This window comes from Solimonas sp. K1W22B-7 (assembly GCF_003428335.1).
Lineage (GTDB): Bacteria > Pseudomonadota > Gammaproteobacteria > Nevskiales > Nevskiaceae > Solimonas_A.
This window is the reverse complement of record NZ_CP031704.1, coordinates 3,585,095-3,602,799: the sequence shown is the minus strand read 5'-3', so window position 1 is coordinate 3,602,799 and position 17,705 is coordinate 3,585,095. Positions and strand designations below refer to the sequence as shown.

General features: G+C 66.8%; 17 protein-coding genes. 13 read left to right on the top strand and 4 right to left on the bottom strand.

Going from position 1 to position 17,705, the window contains the following annotated elements; genetic code table 11:
• Window positions 1-26 precede the first annotated feature (26 nt).
• Window positions 27-452: a YciI family protein gene (locus D0B54_RS16180; RefSeq protein ID WP_117292305.1), complete on the bottom strand. Its 426-nt coding sequence runs from the start codon at window positions 450-452 to the stop codon at window positions 27-29.
• 314 nt (window positions 453-766) lie between these two features.
• Between D0B54_RS16180 and D0B54_RS16175 the strand changes: the two genes are divergently transcribed.
• The 9 genes from D0B54_RS16175 to D0B54_RS16130 all read left to right on the top strand — a co-directional run bounded on the left by D0B54_RS16175 (window position 767) and on the right by D0B54_RS16130 (window position 11,157).
• Window positions 767-1,171: a VOC family protein gene (locus D0B54_RS16175; protein ID WP_117292304.1), complete on the top strand. Its 405-nt coding sequence runs from the start codon at window positions 767-769 to the stop codon at window positions 1,169-1,171.
• Window positions 1,172-1,206: 35 nt separating this feature from the next.
• Complete coding sequence (locus tag D0B54_RS16170; RefSeq protein WP_117292303.1) at window positions 1,207-1,557, top strand: DUF1428 domain-containing protein; 351 nt, start codon at window positions 1,207-1,209, stop codon at window positions 1,555-1,557.
• Window positions 1,558-1,680: 123 nt separating this feature from the next.
• Window positions 1,681-2,259 carry a YceI family protein gene (locus D0B54_RS16165; RefSeq protein WP_117292302.1) on the top strand — a complete coding sequence of 193 codons (579 nt, stop codon included), beginning with the start codon at window positions 1,681-1,683 and terminating at the stop codon, window positions 2,257-2,259.
• Window positions 2,260-2,329: 70 nt separating this feature from the next.
• Window positions 2,330-4,150 (top strand): monovalent cation:proton antiporter-2 (CPA2) family protein, encoded by a 1,821-nt coding sequence (locus D0B54_RS16160; RefSeq protein ID WP_117292301.1) that lies wholly within the window; start codon window positions 2,330-2,332, stop codon window positions 4,148-4,150.
• A gap of 279 nt (window positions 4,151-4,429) precedes the next feature.
• Entirely contained in the window at window positions 4,430-5,227 is a 798-nt protein-coding gene (locus D0B54_RS16150) for a helix-turn-helix domain-containing protein (RefSeq protein WP_117292299.1), read from the top strand.
• Window positions 5,228-5,445: 218 nt separating this feature from the next.
• Window positions 5,446-6,279, top strand: coding sequence for an extracellular medium-chain-length polyhydroxyalkanoate depolymerase (locus tag D0B54_RS16145; protein WP_117292298.1), 834 nt, complete (start codon window positions 5,446-5,448; stop codon window positions 6,277-6,279).
• Window positions 6,280-6,467: 188 nt separating this feature from the next.
• Window positions 6,468-7,793, top strand: a complete 1,326-nt coding sequence (locus D0B54_RS16140) for a lipase family protein (protein ID WP_162932475.1) — start codon at window positions 6,468-6,470, stop codon at window positions 7,791-7,793.
• Between the two features lie 207 nt (window positions 7,794-8,000).
• The gene (locus tag D0B54_RS16135) at window positions 8,001-8,813 is read left to right on the top strand and encodes a putative bifunctional diguanylate cyclase/phosphodiesterase (RefSeq protein WP_162932474.1); all 813 of its coding nucleotides are present in this window, start codon (window positions 8,001-8,003) and stop codon (window positions 8,811-8,813) included.
• A gap of 136 nt (window positions 8,814-8,949) precedes the next feature.
• Window positions 8,950-11,157 carry a TonB-dependent siderophore receptor gene (locus D0B54_RS16130; protein WP_117292295.1) on the top strand — a complete coding sequence of 736 codons (2,208 nt, stop codon included), beginning with the start codon at window positions 8,950-8,952 and terminating at the stop codon, window positions 11,155-11,157.
• Between the two features lie 52 nt (window positions 11,158-11,209).
• Here the strand turns inward: D0B54_RS16130 and D0B54_RS16125 are convergent, their stop codons facing one another.
• On the bottom strand, window positions 11,210-12,223 hold the full coding sequence (locus tag D0B54_RS16125) for an esterase/lipase family protein (RefSeq protein WP_117292294.1): 1,014 nt from the start codon (window positions 12,221-12,223) through the stop codon (window positions 11,210-11,212).
• Window positions 12,224-12,353: 130 nt separating this feature from the next.
• On the opposite strand from D0B54_RS16125, the gene D0B54_RS24360 reads away from it, so the two are divergent.
• Window positions 12,354-12,596, top strand: a complete 243-nt coding sequence (locus tag D0B54_RS24360) for a hypothetical protein (RefSeq protein ID WP_162932473.1) — start codon at window positions 12,354-12,356, stop codon at window positions 12,594-12,596.
• 86 nt (window positions 12,597-12,682) lie between these two features.
• On the opposite strand, the gene D0B54_RS16120 is transcribed toward D0B54_RS24360, so the two are convergent.
• A complete protein-coding gene (locus tag D0B54_RS16120; protein ID WP_117292293.1) occupies window positions 12,683-13,657 on the bottom strand; it encodes a quinone oxidoreductase family protein in 975 nt (324 codons plus the stop codon).
• A 78-nt stretch (window positions 13,658-13,735) separates the two neighbouring features.
• On the opposite strand from D0B54_RS16120, the gene D0B54_RS16115 reads away from it, so the two are divergent.
• Window positions 13,736-14,143 (top strand): SRPBCC family protein, encoded by a 408-nt coding sequence (locus tag D0B54_RS16115; protein WP_117295308.1) that lies wholly within the window; start codon window positions 13,736-13,738, stop codon window positions 14,141-14,143.
• A 9-nt stretch (window positions 14,144-14,152) separates the two neighbouring features.
• Here the strand turns inward: D0B54_RS16115 and D0B54_RS16110 are convergent, their stop codons facing one another.
• Complete coding sequence (locus D0B54_RS16110) at window positions 14,153-15,070, bottom strand: LysR family transcriptional regulator (RefSeq protein WP_117292292.1); 918 nt, start codon at window positions 15,068-15,070, stop codon at window positions 14,153-14,155.
• Window positions 15,071-15,175: 105 nt separating this feature from the next.
• Between D0B54_RS16110 and D0B54_RS16105 the strand changes: the two genes are divergently transcribed.
• Window positions 15,176-15,913 (top strand): SDR family oxidoreductase, encoded by a 738-nt coding sequence (locus tag D0B54_RS16105; RefSeq protein WP_117292291.1) that lies wholly within the window; start codon window positions 15,176-15,178, stop codon window positions 15,911-15,913.
• A gap of 140 nt (window positions 15,914-16,053) precedes the next feature.
• The gene (locus D0B54_RS16100; protein ID WP_117292290.1) at window positions 16,054-17,514 is read left to right on the top strand and encodes a flavin-containing monooxygenase; all 1,461 of its coding nucleotides are present in this window, start codon (window positions 16,054-16,056) and stop codon (window positions 17,512-17,514) included.
• Window positions 17,515-17,705 lie beyond the last annotated feature (191 nt).

The window sequence follows — 17,705 nt, the reverse complement described above, 5'->3', positions numbered from 1 at the left end:
CCTGTGATGGCGGCCTGGCGCCGCGTTCAGTGCTGCGTGGTGATCTGCTCGCGCAGGCGCTCTTCCTGGGCGCGCAGTTCCGGGGTCAGCTCGGCGCCGAAATCCTCCATCTCGAACACCGGGCGGATCTCCACCTCGCATTCGACGCCCATCGGGTTGGGGCAGCGCTTGACCCACTCGATCGCCTCTTCCATCGAGCGCACCTGCCACAGCCAGAAGCCGGCCAGCAGTTCCTTGGTCTCGGCGAAGGGGCCGTCGATGACGGAGCGCTGCTGGCCCGAGAAGCGCACGCGGGCGCCCTTGGAGCTGGGGTGCAGGCCTTCGCCGGCGAGCATGATGCCGGCCTTCACCAGCTCCTCGTTGTACTGGCCCATCTGGGTCAGCAGCTGCTGGTCCGGCATCACGCCGGCTTCGGAATTCTGGTCCGCCTTGATCAAAACCATTACGCGCATCGTCCTGCTCCTGTTGGCTTCAGTGGAGCCGGGAGGGGAGGTTTTGCGCCGCCCTGTTTCCCGGTGTTACTGATACGTCGAACGGCAGACCGCGAAATCGACAGGCTCCCGCGCATTATTGACGGGAAATATTGCAAGACACTGAATTCATGCGTTTTATAGTTTTGTCTGGCTGGCTTCAATGACCCCGGCGAGACGTTTCAGGCCGACAGGACAGGGCCGGCACCGGGATGCTAGCTTGAAAGGCCCCGGCGGCGAACTCGCAGGCGGATCGCGGGTCGATGTAGGGCGGCCACCCAGAAAAGGAATTCACGATGAGCACGCAAATCTTCGTCAATCTTCCGGTGAAGGACCTGCCGGCCTCGATGGACTTCTTCAAGCGCCTGGGCTTCGGCTTCAACACGCAGTTCACCGACGACACCGCCGCCTGCATGGTGATCGGCGACAACATCTACGCGATGCTGCTGACCCACGAGAAATTCCGCAGCTTCACGCCCAACCCGGTCTGCGACGCGCACAAGAGCACCGAGGTGCTGGTCTGCCTCAGCCGCGACAGCCGCGAGGCGGTGGAGGAGATGGTCCAGCAGGCGGTGAAGGCCGGCGGCAGGAGCTACAGCGAGGCCAAGGACCACGGCTTCATGTACCAGCATGGCTTCCAGGATCTCGACGGTCACATCTGGGAGCTGATCCACATGTCCCCCGAGGCGCCGCAGGGCTAGGGCGTCATTTTTCGCATACACACGAGGAGAACAAGATGGCTTACATTGATGGTTTCGTGGTGCCGGTGCCGAAGAAGAATGTCGAGGCTTACCGCAAGGTCGCGCGCAAGGCCGGCAAGGTCTGGAAGGAATACGGCGCGCTGGAGTACGTCGAATGCCTGGCCGACGACGTCAAGCCGGGCAAGCTCACGTCCTTTCCGCAGAGCGTGAAGCTCAAGGCCGATGAAGTCGTGGTGTTCTCCTACATCATCTACAAGTCACGCAAGCAGCGCGACAGCATCCTGGCCAAGGTGATGAAGGATCCGCGCCTGGCCAACATGGATCCGACGATCTTCGACGGCAAGCGCATGTTCTGGGGTGGCTTCAAGCCGATCGTCACGCTTTGACATGACTGCCCGCAAGGAGATTGCCGAGTTCCGGGACCTCGGGCAGCCTGTGCCTGAAGAGTCGCCCGACCCGTACGGCATGTTCTGAGGCCGTACACCGAAAAACCGCAGGAGAGCTTTCCGATGCTGATCCGCCGCATGCTGTCCCTGGCGCTCGCCGCCGCCCTGATGCCCGCCCTGGCTTCCGCTGCCAGCTACGAGATCGAGACCTACCATACCTACCCGAGCCTGGAGATGACCCACATGGGTATCTCGATCTGGCGCGGCAAGTTCAACAAGAGCTCCGGCACGGTGACGATGGACCGCAAGGCCAGGACCGGCACGGTGGACATCCAGACCGAGATTGCCAGCGTCGACTTCGGCCTGGACGAGATGAACAAGCATGCGGTTTCGGAGGACTGGCTCAATGCCGGGAAGTATCCGACGATGAGCTACAAGGGAAAGCTGGTGTTCGGCAAGGGCAAGGGCGATACCCCCACCGCGGTAGACGGCGAACTCACCCTGCGCGGCGTGACCCGGCCGCTGAAGCTGAAGATCAACAGCTTCAAGTGCATCGACCATCCGTTCTACAAGAAGGAAGCCTGCGGTGCGGACGCCGAGGGCACACTGGATCGTGTCGATTACGGCATGACGCAGTACGCCGACAATGGTGCGGGCAAGATCCTGATCCGCATCCAGGTGGAAGCGATCAAGAAGGACTGAACTGCCCGCTCCCACGGGTGCAGCGACTTCCTTCTGCGGTTAGCATCCTCCCCACACACGGGAGGCGGGCATGGCGGTAGAGGGACAGGGCAGTGACCTGGTCAAGGTGGTGGCCCTGCTGGGCGCCGGCGTCGTTGCCGTGCCGCTGTTCAAGCGCCTGGGCCTGGGCTCGGTGCTGGGCTACCTCGCCGCCGGCCTGGTGATCGGCCCCTTCGGGCTCGGCTGGTTCAGCGATCCGCAGGCGATCCTGCACGTCGCGGAACTCGGCGTGGTCATGTTCCTGTTCATCATCGGCCTGGAGATGCAGCCGACGCGGCTGTGGAGCCTGCGCGGCGAGATCTTCGGCCTGGGCCTGAGCCAGGTGCTGGCCTGCGGCGTGCTGCTCACCGGTGCTGCCGTGCTGTTCGCCGGGCTGTCGCCGGCGGTGGCCTTCGTCGCCGCCATGGGCTTCGTGATGACCTCCACCGCCACCGTCATGCTGCTGCTGGATGAGCGCGGCGAAACCTCCACCCCGCGGGGCCAGCGCATCGTCTCGGTGCTGTTGCTGGAAGACCTGGCGATCGTGCCGCTGCTGGCGATGGTCGCCTTTCTGGCGCCGCCGTCGGAAGGCGTGGGGCAGTCGCGCTGGCTCGCCATCGGCACCGGCGTGGCGGCGATCGTGGGGCTGGTGCTGGCCGGCCGCTGGCTGCTGAACCCGCTGTTCCGCACGCTGGCGGCAGCCAAGGCGCGCGAGGTGATGACCGCCGCGGCCCTGCTGGTGGTGCTGGGCGCCGCCCTGCTGATGGAAATCGGCGGCCTGTCGATGGCGATGGGCGCCTTCCTGGCCGGCGTGCTGCTGTCCGAGTCCACCTTCCGTCACCAGCTGGAAGCCGATATCGAGCCCTTCCGCGGCATCCTGCTGGGCCTGTTCTTCCTCAGCGTCGGCATGTCGCTGGACCTGACGGTGTTCACCAGCGACTGGCGCATGGTCATCGGCGGCACCCTGCTGTTCATGGCGATCAAGGCCGCGGGCATCTACGGCATCGGGCGCCTGTACCGCGCCAGCCACGGCGACGCGCTGCATCGCACGGCGCTGATGGCCCAGGGCGGCGAGTTCGCCTTCGTGCTCTATGCCGCCGGCGCGGCGGCCGGCGTGTTCGACAGCCGCCTCAGTGCGATCTTCACCGCGATCGTGATCCTGTCGATGGCGCTGACGCCGCTGGTGGTGATGTCGCTGCGCTGGCTGCTGCCGCGCGAGGATCAGTCGATGGACGGCGTCGATCACGCCAGGGGACTGACCGGCCGCGTGCTGCTGATCGGCTTCGGCCGCTTCGGCCAGGTGGCCAGCCAGGCCTGGCTGGCGCGCGGCATCGAGGTGGCGATCATCGACACCGACACCGAGATGATCCGCACCGCCGGCGAATTTGGTTTCAAGATCTACTATGGCGACGGTACCCGCCTGGACGTGCTGCGCGCCTCCGGTGCCGGGAAGGCGCAGGTGATCGCGGTGTGCATCGACAACCGCGAGTCGGCGATGAAGATCGTGCAGCTGGTGCGGCACGAGTTCCCGCACGTGAAGCTGCTGGTGCGCGCCTTCGACCGTGAGCACGCCATCCGCCTGATCGAGGCCGACGTGGACTACCAGATCCGCGAGACCTTCGAGTCCGCCAGCCGCTTCGGCGAGGCCGCCTTGCTGGCCCTGGGCGTGCCGGCGGCGGAGGCCGAGGCGGTGGCGGCGGACGTGCGCCGCCGCGACATCGAACGCTTGGACCAGCAGGTCACCGGCGGCATCAATGCCGGCACCGACCTGCTGCACAGCAACCGCCTCAAGCCCACGCCGCTGACCGAGCCGCGCCACCCCGGCGAGGCCCTGAGCCCCGAGACGGCCGCGGTGACACGGGCAGGTGATTAGGGCCTGCTAACGCCATGGCCATCGCCGTGATGCCCCTGCGGGGCACCCCTCCGGGGCGGGATTGTTTTGGCGCATGGCGGCGTCCCGAGGCCGCTTATGTACATCTTGTACACCGCGCGTCTCGGGACATTGCCCTGCGCCAAAACGATCTCCGTCACAACGACGGCCATGGCGTTAGCAGGCCCTGGGGCGATTGTTTCTTCCCCGGCCTGGGCCATACTGCTGGCCATAACGACGAGAGCGGCCCCCGGGCCGCCACCGAGGAGAGAGGGCAGGGCGATGAGCGTAGCGGGCCCGCGGATACACACCTACCTGTGGGACCGCTGCTTCCTGCTGCAGGGCCATGAGTACGAGCTGGACCGGCGCCACAATCCCTACCATCGCCCGTCGGCGACGCTGCTGGTGGCGCACGAGGGCAGTTTCGAGCTGGGCATCAATGGCGAGCCGCCGCGCGAGTACGAGGCGGTGCTGCTGCCGGTCAACATCCAGCGCGACTGGATCACCAGCCATGGCCGCCCCTTCACCATCGCGGACGCGGGCGTCAGCAGTCAGGCCTACCTGCGGCTGGCGCCCTACCTGTCCCCGGGGCAGCCGCGGGTGCTGGCGCCGGCGTTGCGCGACCGGCTGCGCGGCCTGCTGGCGCGGCATGATCCGGGAGTGCTGGACGTCGAGGCGGCGGTGCTCCTGTTCGGCGCCGCCGTGGATGCCTGTTGCGATCCGCCGCGGCCGCCGCTGCGGCGCGAGCCGCGCATCCTGCGAGTGATGGAGCAGATCGAGCGCCTGCCGCTGGACCAGCTCTCGCACGAGGACCTGTCGCAGGAGGCGCAGCTCTCGGCCTCGCGCCTGCGCGCCCTGTTCCAGCGCCATGTCGGCTGCACCATCTCGCAGTACATGCGCTGGGTTGCCGGCTCGAAAGCGGCGGAGATGTGGCGCGAGGGCAGCAGCTTCACCGACATCGCCCTGGCCGCCGGCTTCTACGACCTGGCCCATGCCGACCGTGTGATGAACGAGATCTTCGGCATGAATCCCACGGTCATGACCGATCCGCGGCTGTACCAGCTGCACTTCCGGCGTTAGGCCGGCCACTCATTCGGGGCCATAAAACCAGAGCTTGAGGGCGCCATGCCTGCGTCCATAAGCCCGCTGCGACAGCGCTTGTCGGAACTTGCCGACAAGGCTTGCAATGCAGTCGTTTCATCCAAGCGCGGCGTCCAAGACGGACACCCGTGGCATTCGGACAATGCACCCCGACCCGCGACAAGACGGGCCCTTTATCCGACAGCCTTCTGGAGAGAATGACCATGCGATTCCTGTTGCTTGCCGCCGTCCTGGCGGCTTCCGTACCCGCGGCCCAGGCCGCTTCACCCTGTACCGACACCGTCACCGGCACCTCGCACACGCTGAGCTGCAGCTACCAGAGCAAGACCGTTACCTCGAACTACGGCATTCCGCGCATCGTGCGCTACCAGGTGCCGGAGGGCACGCCGCCGGCGGGCGGTTGGCCCGCGGTGGTGATGATGCAGCCGAGCGTGTTCCCGATCTTCTGGTCCGCCCCGGACTACACCCCGGCCGGCGCCTTCCACCAGGTGCGCAGCATCAAGGTCCTGCTCGAGGCCGGCTACGCCGTGGTCGAGCCGCCGACCAACTGGCTGCGCCTCTACCAGTTCTGGGACACCAACGTCGGCTTTGGCAGCGACTTCAACTACCCCACCACCGATGACTACGGATTCCTGACCAAGGTCTTCAACGGTATCGCGGCGCAGCAGTACGGCCCGATCAACGCCGCGAAGCTGTACGCCACCGGCATGTCCAGCGGCGGCTACAACACCTCGCGCATGGCGGTGAGCTTCCAGGGCCGCTTCCGCGCCCTGGCGATCCAGTCGGGCTCCTACGCCACCTGCCTGGGTCCCATCTGCAACATCCCGGCCACACTGCCCTACAACCACCCGCCGACGCTGTTCCTGCACGGCGCCAACGACAACGTCGTGCCGGTCAACACCATGGAGGCCTACTTCAACAAGCTGCAGGCCCAGGGTGTCGATGTCCGCAAGGTGATGGTGGCGGGCAAGGCCCACGAGTATTTCGCGGAAACGCCGGAAGAGATCCTGAACTGGTTCCAGACGCACTGACCTGACCTCGGTGGTATTGCCGAAGGCTGGCTCCGCCCCTTGGGGCGGGGCCAGCCTTCGGCCGTTGTGGCCCGATCGGCTAAGCGGTCTGGCGTGTGCGGGGCTCACGCCCCCCAGGGTGGAGGGAACACACTCCGCCATAGGACGGGCCATCCGCAGCCCGCTGTCGGTATTTCGAGGAGATGAGGATGTTGCAGACGGTTCGTGGGCTGAAGTGGGCGGGGTATTCGCTGCTGCTGGCGCTGGCGCTGGCGCTGGCGGGCTGCGGGGGCGGCAGCAGCGGCACCGGAGGCTCCGGTGTCGTCCAGGCCGGTGCCGAGCTGCTCAAGCGCGTGCCCTTCGCGCCGACGCCGGATCCCGATGCCTTCTATGCCCAGCCCGAGCCCTTCCCGGTGGATGCTCCGCCGGGCACCCTGCTGAATTCGCGCAGGATCACGTTCCGGCCCGGCCTGTCGGTGCCGATGGCCAACGCCGCCTGGCAGCTGCAGTACGTCACCCGCGATGCCCAGGGCCGGCCGATCGCCGCGGTGACCACCGTGGTCAAGCCGCTGCTGCCGGCACTGGCCTTCGGCGGCAGGAAGCCGGTGGTGTCCTACCAGTTCGCCTATGACAGCCTTGGCGCGGAATGCACGCCCTCGCGCACGATCAGCGGCGGCACCGCCAATGCCAACAACCAGCTGGAAACGCTCAGCTACATCCTCGGCCTGACCGCCGAGGGCTGGACCATGGTGATGCCCGATTACGAGGGGCCGTACAGCGCCTACGGTGCCGGCGAGTTTTCCGGCCAGGCGACGCTGGACAGCATCCGCGCCGCGCTGTCCTTCGAGGAACTGGGCCTGAGCCCGGATTCGCCGGTCGCGCTCTGGGGCTACTCCGGCGGCGCCCTGGCCACGGCCTGGGCCGCCGCGCTGCATCCCGGGTACGCCCCGGAACTGAACCTGGTGGGCGCCGCCTCCGGCGGCACGCCGGCCGACGTGTTCAGCGTGGTGCAGGCCGCCGAGGGCGGCCCGTTCTTCAACCTGATCTTCAGTGCCGTGGTCGGCGCCAACCGGGCCTATCCCAATCTGCTCCCGGCATCCATCATCAATGAGGCCGGGCGCGCGGCGATCGAGAAGGTCAGGGATGGCTGTGTCGGCGGTGGGGGCGTGCTGGGCATCGGCCTCGGCGGCGCCCGCCTGTCGGACTACACCACGCATCCCGATCCCTTCAACTCGCCGGGGGCGCTGGCGGTGAAGCCCAAGGTGACACTGCCGCAGCCGGGGCGCACGCCGACGATCGACATGTTCATCTACCATGAGATCTTCGACGAGCTGATCCCCATCGCCGGCACCGACAAGCTGGTGGAGCAGTGGTGCGCCGACGGCGCCCACATCCGCTACCTGCGCGCGCTGGGCGGCGAGCACATCACCGGCGTGGTCACCGGGGCGCCGCAGGCATTGCTCTACGTCACCAGCCGTTTCGCCGGCGGCGCGCTGGATCCGCTGGCCACCCTGGGGTCGAGCCGTTGCAACTAGAGGCATCGTCCCTTGGGGTGGGGCGCTGGCCCCTCCTGCGGGCTACAGTGTCCCCTGGGGCTACAGACAGCCGCCTCCTGGGCGGTCAAGATGCACGGGTGGAAATCGATCAGCGCACCGGCACTTCGGGCACGGCGCGCAAGCGGGGGGAAGCGGGTGCGAGAGGATTCCGGATACAGCAGCCAGGCGTCCTGGCCGGCGACACTGATGGATGGCTGGAGCCTTCCCGAGGCCCGGGCGCCGCGCCCTGGCGACCGCCTGCAGCAGCGCCTGCGCCATGCCATCGAGGCGCAGCAGTTCGAGCTGGTCTACCAACCCATCTATGCCGCCCGCTCGCAGCGCCTGCTGGCGGCCGAGGCCCTGCTGCGCTGGCATGAGCCGCAGCTCGGGCCGGTGAGCCCCGGCGTGTTCATCCCGGTGGCCGAGCGCAGCACGCTGATCCTGCAGATCGACCAGTTCGTGCTGTCCAGTGTCATCGCGCAGCTGCGCGCGTGGCGCGAGGCTGGCCTGCCGTCGCTGCCGGTGTCGGTCAACCTCTCGGCGCGGCAGCTGCAGAGCAGCGGTTTCGCCGCGCGCCTGGAGGCCATGCTGGGCGAGGCCGGCGTGGCGCCGCAGCTGCTGCAGCTGGAGATCACCGAACACGCCCTGATCGACGACCGTGGCCGTGCCGCGCGCAACCTGCTGGAAGGCGCCGAGCTGGGCCTGAGCTTCGCGCTGGACGATTTCGGCACCGGCCAGTCCTCGTTCTCGCAGCTGCGCCACCTGCCGATCCAGCGCCTCAAGATCGATCGCGAATTCGTCGACGGCATCGACGCCGACCCGCGCGACCAGAAGATCGTGCGCGCCATCGTCGCCATGGCCCATGCCCTGGGAGTGGACGTGGTTGCCGAGGGCGTCGAGACCGAGGCCGAGATGAACACCTTGCGCCGCGTGCGCTGCGATGCCCTGCAGGGTTTCCTGCTGGGGCGCCCGATGTCGGCCGAATCACTTGCTGGATTGCTCGCGGCGCCTGCCGCCTGAGCTTCCAACACGCGGTAGGGGATTGGCCACCCAGGGGGTGGCCATTTTTTTGGCGCGCCCGGGCGAAGGTGGTTCTTGAATGATAGTCATTATTAATTGATAATAATTATCATTATTGGCCTGACCTCCCCCAGAGATGACCTTTCCCCGAAAATCCCGCCGGCTGGCCGGCAAGCAGATTCCCGTCCTGTTGTCCTGCCTGCTGACCCTGCCCGCCATGGCCGCGGAAGAGGGGAAGCCTGAAGCGGGTGGCGAAGAAGCCGTGAGCATGGCCCCGGTGGTCGTGTCGGGCAGCGCCGACCATCCCTATGCCGTGAAGGACACGGCCGCCGCCACGCGCCTGCCGCTGACGCTGAAGGAGACCCCGCAGTCGGTCACCGTGGTCACGCGCGAGCGCATGGACGACCAGAACCTGCAGAGCACGCGTGACGTGCTGGACAACACCACGGGCATCTACTCCTACGCCTACGATACCGAGCGCGTGGTGTTTACCGCGCGCGGTTTCGTGATCGACAACCTGCTGTACGACAACGTGCCGGGCGCTTCGGTCAACAGTACCGGCTCGGTGGACGAGACGATCGACACCGCGTTCTACGACCGCATCGAGATCGTGCGCGGCGCCACCGGCCTGCTGTCCGGCGCCGGCAGCCCCTCGGCGGCCATCAACCTGGTGCGCAAGCGTGCCGACAGCCGCACGTTCGAGGCTTCCACCTCACTCAGTGCCGGCTCCTGGGACGACTACCGTGCCGTTGCCGACCTGTCGACGCCGCTGACCAGCGACGGTGACGTGCGCGCGCGCGTGGTGGGCGTCTACCAGAACCGCGAGTCCTTCCAGGACCTGTACAGCAAGGAGCATCAGGCGTTCTATGGCACGGTGAATGCCGACCTGGGGCCGAACACGCTGCTGACCCTGGGTTACGACTATCTGGAGACGCAGCCGCAGGGCAATACCTGGGGCTCCTTCCCGCTGTTCTTCAGCGACGGCACGCCGACGGACTGGCGCCGTTCGATCACCACCGCCACCGACTGGAGCTTCTGGAACAAGCGCACCGAAACCCAGTTCGCCGAGTTGCAACAGCGTTTCGACAACGGCTGGTCGATCCGCTCGACGCTGACACACCGCGATTTCGGCGGCGACCTGGCCCTGTTCTACGTCTATGGCTTCCCCGATCCGGTCACCGGCGAGGGCCTGGTGCCCTTCGCCTACCGCAGCAAGGAGAGCGGCCAGCAGAACTCCCTGGATATCTACGCCAACGGCCCCTTCGAGCTGTTCGGCCGCAAGCATGAACTGGTGGTGGGCGCGACCGGCTCGCGTCTGAAGCAGCGCGGCTATGTCTACGCCGCCCCGGATTCGTTGCCCGATACCGGCAACTTCTTCGAGTGGGATGGCTCCTACCCGGAGCCGGATTTCGCCGATACCGCCGACCTGATCACGCATATCACCACCGACCAGGCGGCGGTATATGCCGCCGCACGCTTCTCACTGGCGGATCGCCTCAAGCTGATCGCCGGCCTGCGCCACACGAAGTGGAAAACCGATTACTTCGACATCTATTCCGACGACCGTGCCTACGTTCACGAGCACAATCCCACCGTGCCGTATGCGGGGTTGATCTATGACCTCACGCCGCAGTGGTCGGCCTTCAGCAGCTACACCGAGATCTTCAAGCCGCAGAACAGCCTCGATCGCGAGGGTCGCTTCCTCGACCCAACCACCGGCCAGAGCGTCGAGGTCGGCATCAAGGGCGAGCACTTCGACGGCCGTCTCAACACCGCGCTGACCTTGTTCGATACGCGGCAGGACAAGGTTGCGGTGACCGACGCCGAGATCGATCCGGACACAGGGTCGCCCTATACCGTGCCGGGTCGTCCCGCCCTGGCGGCCTCGGTGGCCGTCGACGGCACCCGCAGCCAAGGCTTTGAGCTGGAGGCTTCGGGGCAGCTGGCCAAGGGCTGGAACCTGTCGGTCGGCTGGTCCAATTTCGAGCTGGAGGGCCCGGATGGCGAGGCCATCCGCCGCTATGTGCCGCGTACCCTGATCCGCACCTACACCAGCTGGAACCCGCAGGGAGCCTGGAACAAGCTGACGCTCGGCGGCGGCGTGAACTGGCAGTCCAAGAGCACCGCGGTGCCGATCGAGACGCCTACCGGCGTCACCTCGATCGAACAGCGCGACGTGACCCTGGTCAGCCTGCTGGCGCGCTACCAGGTGACCAGGAACCTGTCTCTGCAGCTCAACGGCAACAACCTGCTCGACAAGACGTACTACGTGCTCGACGAGTACGGCAACCTGTACTACGGCACGCCGGCCAACGGCACCGTGACGGTGAACTTCCGCTTCTGATCGGAGCCGCGCGAGAAAGGCCCCGGGACATCGGTCCCGGGGTCTTTCCTGTTTACGGCCCCAGCGCGTATTCGCGCAGCGGCGGTTCCTGCGCCAGGCCGCGTACCGGCACGGCGATCAGGAAGTCGAAGGAGAAAGTGCCGAAGCCCTTCAACGCGGCGATGGCGCTGGCCGGGTTGATCACGCCCGGCATGTACAGCGGCCCCGAGCAGAAGCCAGGCTCCAGGCGCGCCGGGTCGGCGGGCTGGCCGGGGTGGTTGATGGCGTCCAGCACCAACTCGTAGGTCACGCGATCGGCCAGGATCGTGAAGTGCTCGATCGGCCGCCCGGCGCAGAGCTGCTGCAGCACGATCTGAGTACCACCCTGCAAGGCGCTGGCCGCCGGTTGCGGCAGGATCACCTCGTCGAAGTTGGTGGAGATCGAGGTGTATGCCAGCCCTGGCGGCAGCGGCCGTGCTTTGAGCGCCGCCAGGAACTTCGAGCCGGCGGCGATCTGCCAGACCGACGGCGGGCAGCGGCGGAAGCTCATGCAGGCGTATTTCGCAGCGACGGTGCCATTGTGCGGCGTCGCCAGCGAGATGTAGCTGGACACCTTCGACGCCAGGTCGGGCCAGAATTTCAGTGCCCACATCTCGTCCAGAGGACCATGCTGGTGACCGAACAGCACCAGCTTGCGGCCGCTCTGCGCGTTGATCTTGCGCACGGCATGCACCACGTACTCCGCGGCGATCTGCAGGTCGTCGAAGCCATGGCCGGGAATGGCCAGGCTGCAGGTGGGGATTCCCAGCGCCGGCAGCTGGCGCAGGTAGTTCCAGCCGAAGGAATCCACGTCGTTGGTGAAGGCGGGGGTGATCAGCACCACGTCGCGTGTGGCGGTGAGCATGTCGGGCGTGCAGGTCAGCGCCTTTTCAAGTTCCGGCAATGGCACCTGCAGCGCTGGCCCCAGGTCCATGGCGGCAGGGGCGGTGCCCTCCTTGAGTGTGTCCTCTGGCGCAGCACCCGAAGGATTCCCGCCACAGGCGGCGAGACAGAGGGCCGCCAGCAGCGGCAGCAGGGTTTTGTTCATGGCGGGACCCGGGTGGTTTTCCTGACCGCTACCCTAGTCTTCCGCTGCGCCCGGAGTCAGAGGGGCAGGGGACAATCCTCTTGTCAGGATGGGCCATAGAAAGCGCACTGGCCATGCAGGAAACGGTACAGTGCCTGTATTGACGTATCGCGAGTTCATGCCACCGATCCCGCCACCAGTTCCGGAAGCGTCTGATTCCAATGCCAGCCAAGCGATGCTGCGCGAGGAATTTCATCGCATTGCCGACGAGCGCTACGCGCGACTAGTGGCTACTGGTAAGACCATTCCCTGGGAATCAGTACGTGACCGTCTGCTGCGCTTCTGCGCCGCGGATTCCTCTCCATCCGCAAAACGGGAAGAGGGACGGCTGTAGCGTCAGCCGCCGCGCTCGCTGCCGGTGGCGTCCCTCACCCGGCGCTTCGCGCCGACCTCTCCCGGAGGGAGGGGCAAGGCTTGTCCTCAGGGCAGCAGGATCGTCGATCCCGTCGTACGGCGTGCCTCCAGTTCCTCGTGTGCCCTCGCGGCCTCCGCCAGCGGATAGCGCTGGCGGATGTCGATGGCGATCTTGCCGCTGCCGACCATGTAGAACAGTTCCGACGCCATCGCTTCCAGATCGCTGCGCTGGGCGATGTAGTCGAACAGCGTCGGGCGGGTGATGAACAGCGAGCCGCGCGAGCTCAGTTCGCTGAGCGCGAAGGGCGGCACCGGGCCGGAGGCGCCGCCGTAGGACACCATCATGCCGAGCCTGGCCAGGCAGTCGAGCGAGCCGGTGAAGGTGTCCTTGCCGACGCCGTCGTAGACCACCGGCACGCCGCGGCCGGCAGTGAGCTCGCGGACGCGCTCGACGAAGTTCTCGCGACGGGTGTTGACGACATGGGTGCAGCCGGCTGCATTCGCCAGCTCGGCCTTCTCGTCGGAGCTGACCGTGCCGATCATGGTGACGCCCAGCGCGCGGGCCCACTGGCAGGCGATCAGGCCGACACCGCCGGCGGCGGAATGGAACAGGATGGTCTCGCCGCCGCGCAGCATGAACGTGCGGCGGAACAGGTACTGCACGGTGAGGCCCTGCAGCATCATCGCCGCGGCGGTCTCGAAGGAGATCGCATCGGGCAGCTTGACCACCGGTGCCGCGGGCATGCAGCGCTCGCTGGCGTAGGCGCCGACCGGGCCGCCGGCATAGGCCACGCGGTCGCCGACGCGCAGCTGCTCCACGCCGGGGCCGACCTCCAGCACCGTGCCGGCCGCTTCCAGGCCCAGGCTGCCGGGCAGGGGCTGGCGATAGGTGCCGTTGCGGTGGTAGACGTCGATGAAGTTCAGGCCGCAGGCCGCCTGCTGCACGCGCACCTCGCCGGGGAGCGGCGCCGCCACGTCCACGTCGCGGTACTCCATCACTTCCGGTCCGCCGGTCCGTGCAATCCTGATCGCCTTGGCCATGCTGTCTCCAGGTTCCGGGCGACAGGAGACGGCCGCGCCGTCACAATATCGCCCCGGAAAGATTTCGAGATGGCGATCATGGCCCAAACACTTGCTTCCCGCACGCTCAGCATCGGCATCGACCGGGATTGGCGCGAGGTCTACGAATTCACCCACCAGCCGCGCAATTTTCCGCGCTGGGCCAGCGGCCTGGCCGATTCGCTGAAGCAGCAGGGCGATCACTGGATCGCCACCGCGCCGGAAGGGCAGGTGAAGGTCTGGTTCACCCCACGCAACGACTACGGCGTGCTCGATCACCGCGTGGAACTGCCCGGCGGCGTGGTGGCCTATGTCCCGCTGCGCGTGATCGAGAATGGCCCGGGCGCCGAGGTGCTGCTGACGCTGTTCCGCCTGCCGGACATGGACGACGCCACGTTTTCGCGCGACGCCAAGTGGGTCGCCAAGGACCTGGCGGCGCTGAAGGGCCTGCTGGAACGGAAGAGGTAGACCACCCGCTCAGGCGAAGCTGTCGATCCCGCGCACCAGCCGTTCCGCCAGGCGCGGCTGGCGGATCTGCTCCACCCACCACTTCAGTGCACGGCCCTCGTGCTCACCGCTCCAGGCGGCATAGAGCGTGTTCGGCTCGCGCGGATCGGCCGTGCGCTTTTCCAGCAGTTCGCCGCGCTTGAGCAGCGCGGCAACGCGCGCCCTCGGCAGCCAGCCCACGCCCAGGCCGTCACGCTGTGCCAGGATCTTCGCGCGCATCGTCGCCACCGCCAGCGTCGCTTGTCCGCCGAGCACGCCATAGCCGCGTGCATCGACGCGGCGCGAGGAGTCGGCCACCACGATGGCGCAGTGTGCCGCGATGGTCTCGCGTTCCAGCGGTTCCGCCACCTTGGCCAGCGGATGGCGCGGCGACACCGCGAAGACCCATTCCATCACGCCCAGTTCATGCCAGCGCAGCTTGGGAATCGCCGGCGGCTCGTTGGTGGCGCCGATCACCAGGTCGGCACGGCCCTCGCGCAGGGCCTCCCAGGTGCCGGCCAGCACCTCGTGGCCGAAGCGCAGGCTCACGCCCGAGCCCAGGGCCTGGAAGCTGCGCACCACCGGCAGCAGGGTGTCGAACTCGATGATCTCGTCGCTGACGATGCGCAGCCGGTCCTCCCAGCCGCCCGCCACCTGCTTCACGCGCTGGGTCAGCCGCGCCACGTCCAGCGTCAGCCGCGCCGCCTCCTGCGCCAGCAGCTGGCCGGCCGGGGTGAGCTGCAGGCGATAGCGGCGGCGGTCGAACAGCAGGGCGTCGAAGCGCCCCTCCAGCTGCCGCGCGGCATGCGAGATGGTGGAAGGTGCCTTGCCCAGGCGGGCGGCGGCGCGCGACAGGCTGCCGCTTTCGCGGATCGCTTCCAGCAGGGCCAGTTCGTCGGAGGACAACATGTTCGATTCCTTCGAATGTGTTCGTCGGTGCCATGGTACGGAAAACGCCACGAACCGCGCCAGTATGGGTTCCACGGCATTTCGCCCAATACGAAGGAGACGGACATGGAACGCTTCAACAACAAGACGGCCCTGGTGACCGGCGGCAGCAGCGGCATCGGCCTGGCGGCGGCCCAGGCCTTTATCAACGAAGGCGCGAAGGTGATCGTCACCGGCCGCGACGAGGCCGGCCTGGAGCAGGCCCGCAAGACCCTGGGCGCCCAGGCCCAGGCCTGGCGCAACGAGGCCGGCAGCCTCGCCCAGGCGCGGGAGCTGGCGGCGCGCCTGACCGCCGAGGGCACCGGCCTCGACGCGGTCTTCATCAATGCCGGCGTCGGCCGTTTCGCGCCGCTGGCCGACATGAGCGAGGCCATGTGGGACGAGAGCTTCGACACCAACGTCAAGGGTGCCTACTTCCTGATCCAGGCGCTGCTGCCGGTGCTCAACCCCGGCGCCTCGATCGTGCTCAACGGCTCGATCAATGCCCACATCGGCATGCCCAACTCCTCGGCCTACGCCGCCAGCAAGGCCGCGCTGATCTCACTGGCCAAGACCCTGTCGGCGGAACTGCTGCCGCGCGGCGTGCGCGTCAACGTCGTCAGCCCCGGCCCGGTGACCACGCCGCTGCACGGCAAAATCGGCATGGACGCCGAAGCCAAGAGCCAGCTGGCGACGCAGATCCCGCTGGGCCGCTTCGGCAAGGTCGAAGAAGTTGCGGCCACCGTGCTGCACCTGGCCTCGTCGGAATCGGGCTTCATCGTCGGCACCGAGATCATCATCGACGGCGGCATGAGCCAGTTGTAGGAGGCAGGGAACAGGGGATGCCGCGGCGCTGTCGCCCGGCGCTCCCTGAACCTTCTTTCATGTCTCTGCGGCCAGCGTCAGCCACGCCGTGCTCCTGATATGGTCCGGCCATAACCATAAGCAGTGTGCGAGGAGAGCGGATGAGCATGGAACATTTCGATGTGCTGATCGTGGGCGCCGGCCTGTCCGGCATCGGCGCCGGACACCACCTGCAAACCCGTTGCCCGGGCAAGACCTACGCGATCCTCGAATCGCGCGAAACGATCGGTGGCACCTGGGACCTGTTCCGCTATCCCGGCATCCGTTCCGACTCGGACATGTACACGCTGGGCTATTCCTTCCGCCCCTGGAAGGAGGCCAAGGCCATCGCCGACGGTCCCTCGATCCTGTCCTACGTGCGCCAGACGGCGAAGGACGGCGGCATCGATCGTCACATCCGTTTCCGCCAGAAAGTGCTGCGTTCCTCGTGGTCCAGTGCCGAGGCGCGCTGGACCGTCGAAGCGCAGGGGCCGGACGGTGCGGTCACGCGCTACAGCTGCAGCTTCCTCTACAACTGCAGCGGCTACTACGACTACGAGCAGGGCTACATGCCGCAGTACCCCGGCGCGGAGCGCTACAAGGGCCAACTGATCCATCCGCAGAAGTGGCCGGAAGGCCTGGACTACAAGGGCAAGCGCGTGGTCGTCATCGGCAGTGGCGCCACCGCGGTGACCCTGGTCCCGGCCATGGCCAGCGACACCGCCAAGGTGACGATGCTGCAGCGCTCGCCGACCTACATCCTGTCGCTGCCGGCGGAAGATGCCATCGCCAACTTCCTGCGTCGCGTGCTGCCGGCGAAGCTGGCCTACGCCATTGTGCGCTGGAAGAACGTGCTGATGAGCATGCTGCTCTACCAGCTCAGCCGCAGCCATCCCGAGCTGGTCAAGAAGCTGGTGCGCAAGGGTGTGGAAAAGATGCTCGGTCCCGGCTTCGACATCGACCGGCACTTCAAGCCCAGCTACAACCCCTGGGACCAGCGCCTCTGCCTGGTGCCCAACGGCGATCTGTTCAAGGCCCTGCGCAAGGGCCAGGCCGACATCGTCACCGACCACATCGAGACCTTCACCGAAAAGGGCATCCGCCTGAAGTCCGGACAGGAGCTGGAGGCCGACATCGTCGTCAGCGCCACCGGGCTCAACCTGCTGGCCATCGGCGGTGCACAGCTGGTGGTGGACGGTGTGCCGATCGAGTTGTCGAAGACGCTCAGCTACAAGGGCATGATGCTCAGCGGCGTGCCGAACTTCGCCATCGCCCTGGGCTACACCAATGCCTCGTGGACGCTGAAGTGCGATCTCAGCTGCGAATACGTCTGCCGCCTGATCAACCACATGGACCGGCTCGGCTACACGCACTGCACGCCGCACAACGACGATTCCACGATTACCGAAGTGCCCTTCCTGGACTTCTCCTCGGGCTACGTGCAGCGCGCCATCGACCAGTTCCCGCGCCAGGGCTCGCGCACGCCCTGGAAGCTGCACCAGAACTATGCCCTGGACCTGGCCACGCTGAAGTTGGGCGACCTGGACGACGGGGCGATGAAGTTCATCGGCGCGGTGAAGTAGGGCGCGCTGTCGGCGACGACGAGTACATTCAAGAGGGCCGTCAGGGATCGATATGGCACCAAAAGCCAAGTCGTCGTCGACTGAATGCGCCATATTTACCGCGAGCGCCCTGTCGGCCTCTGACGGACATATGGTGAGTGCCTAACCGGTGGGGGCTGAATTTGCTAAAGGTAAGCTCGTTCGATCACGAT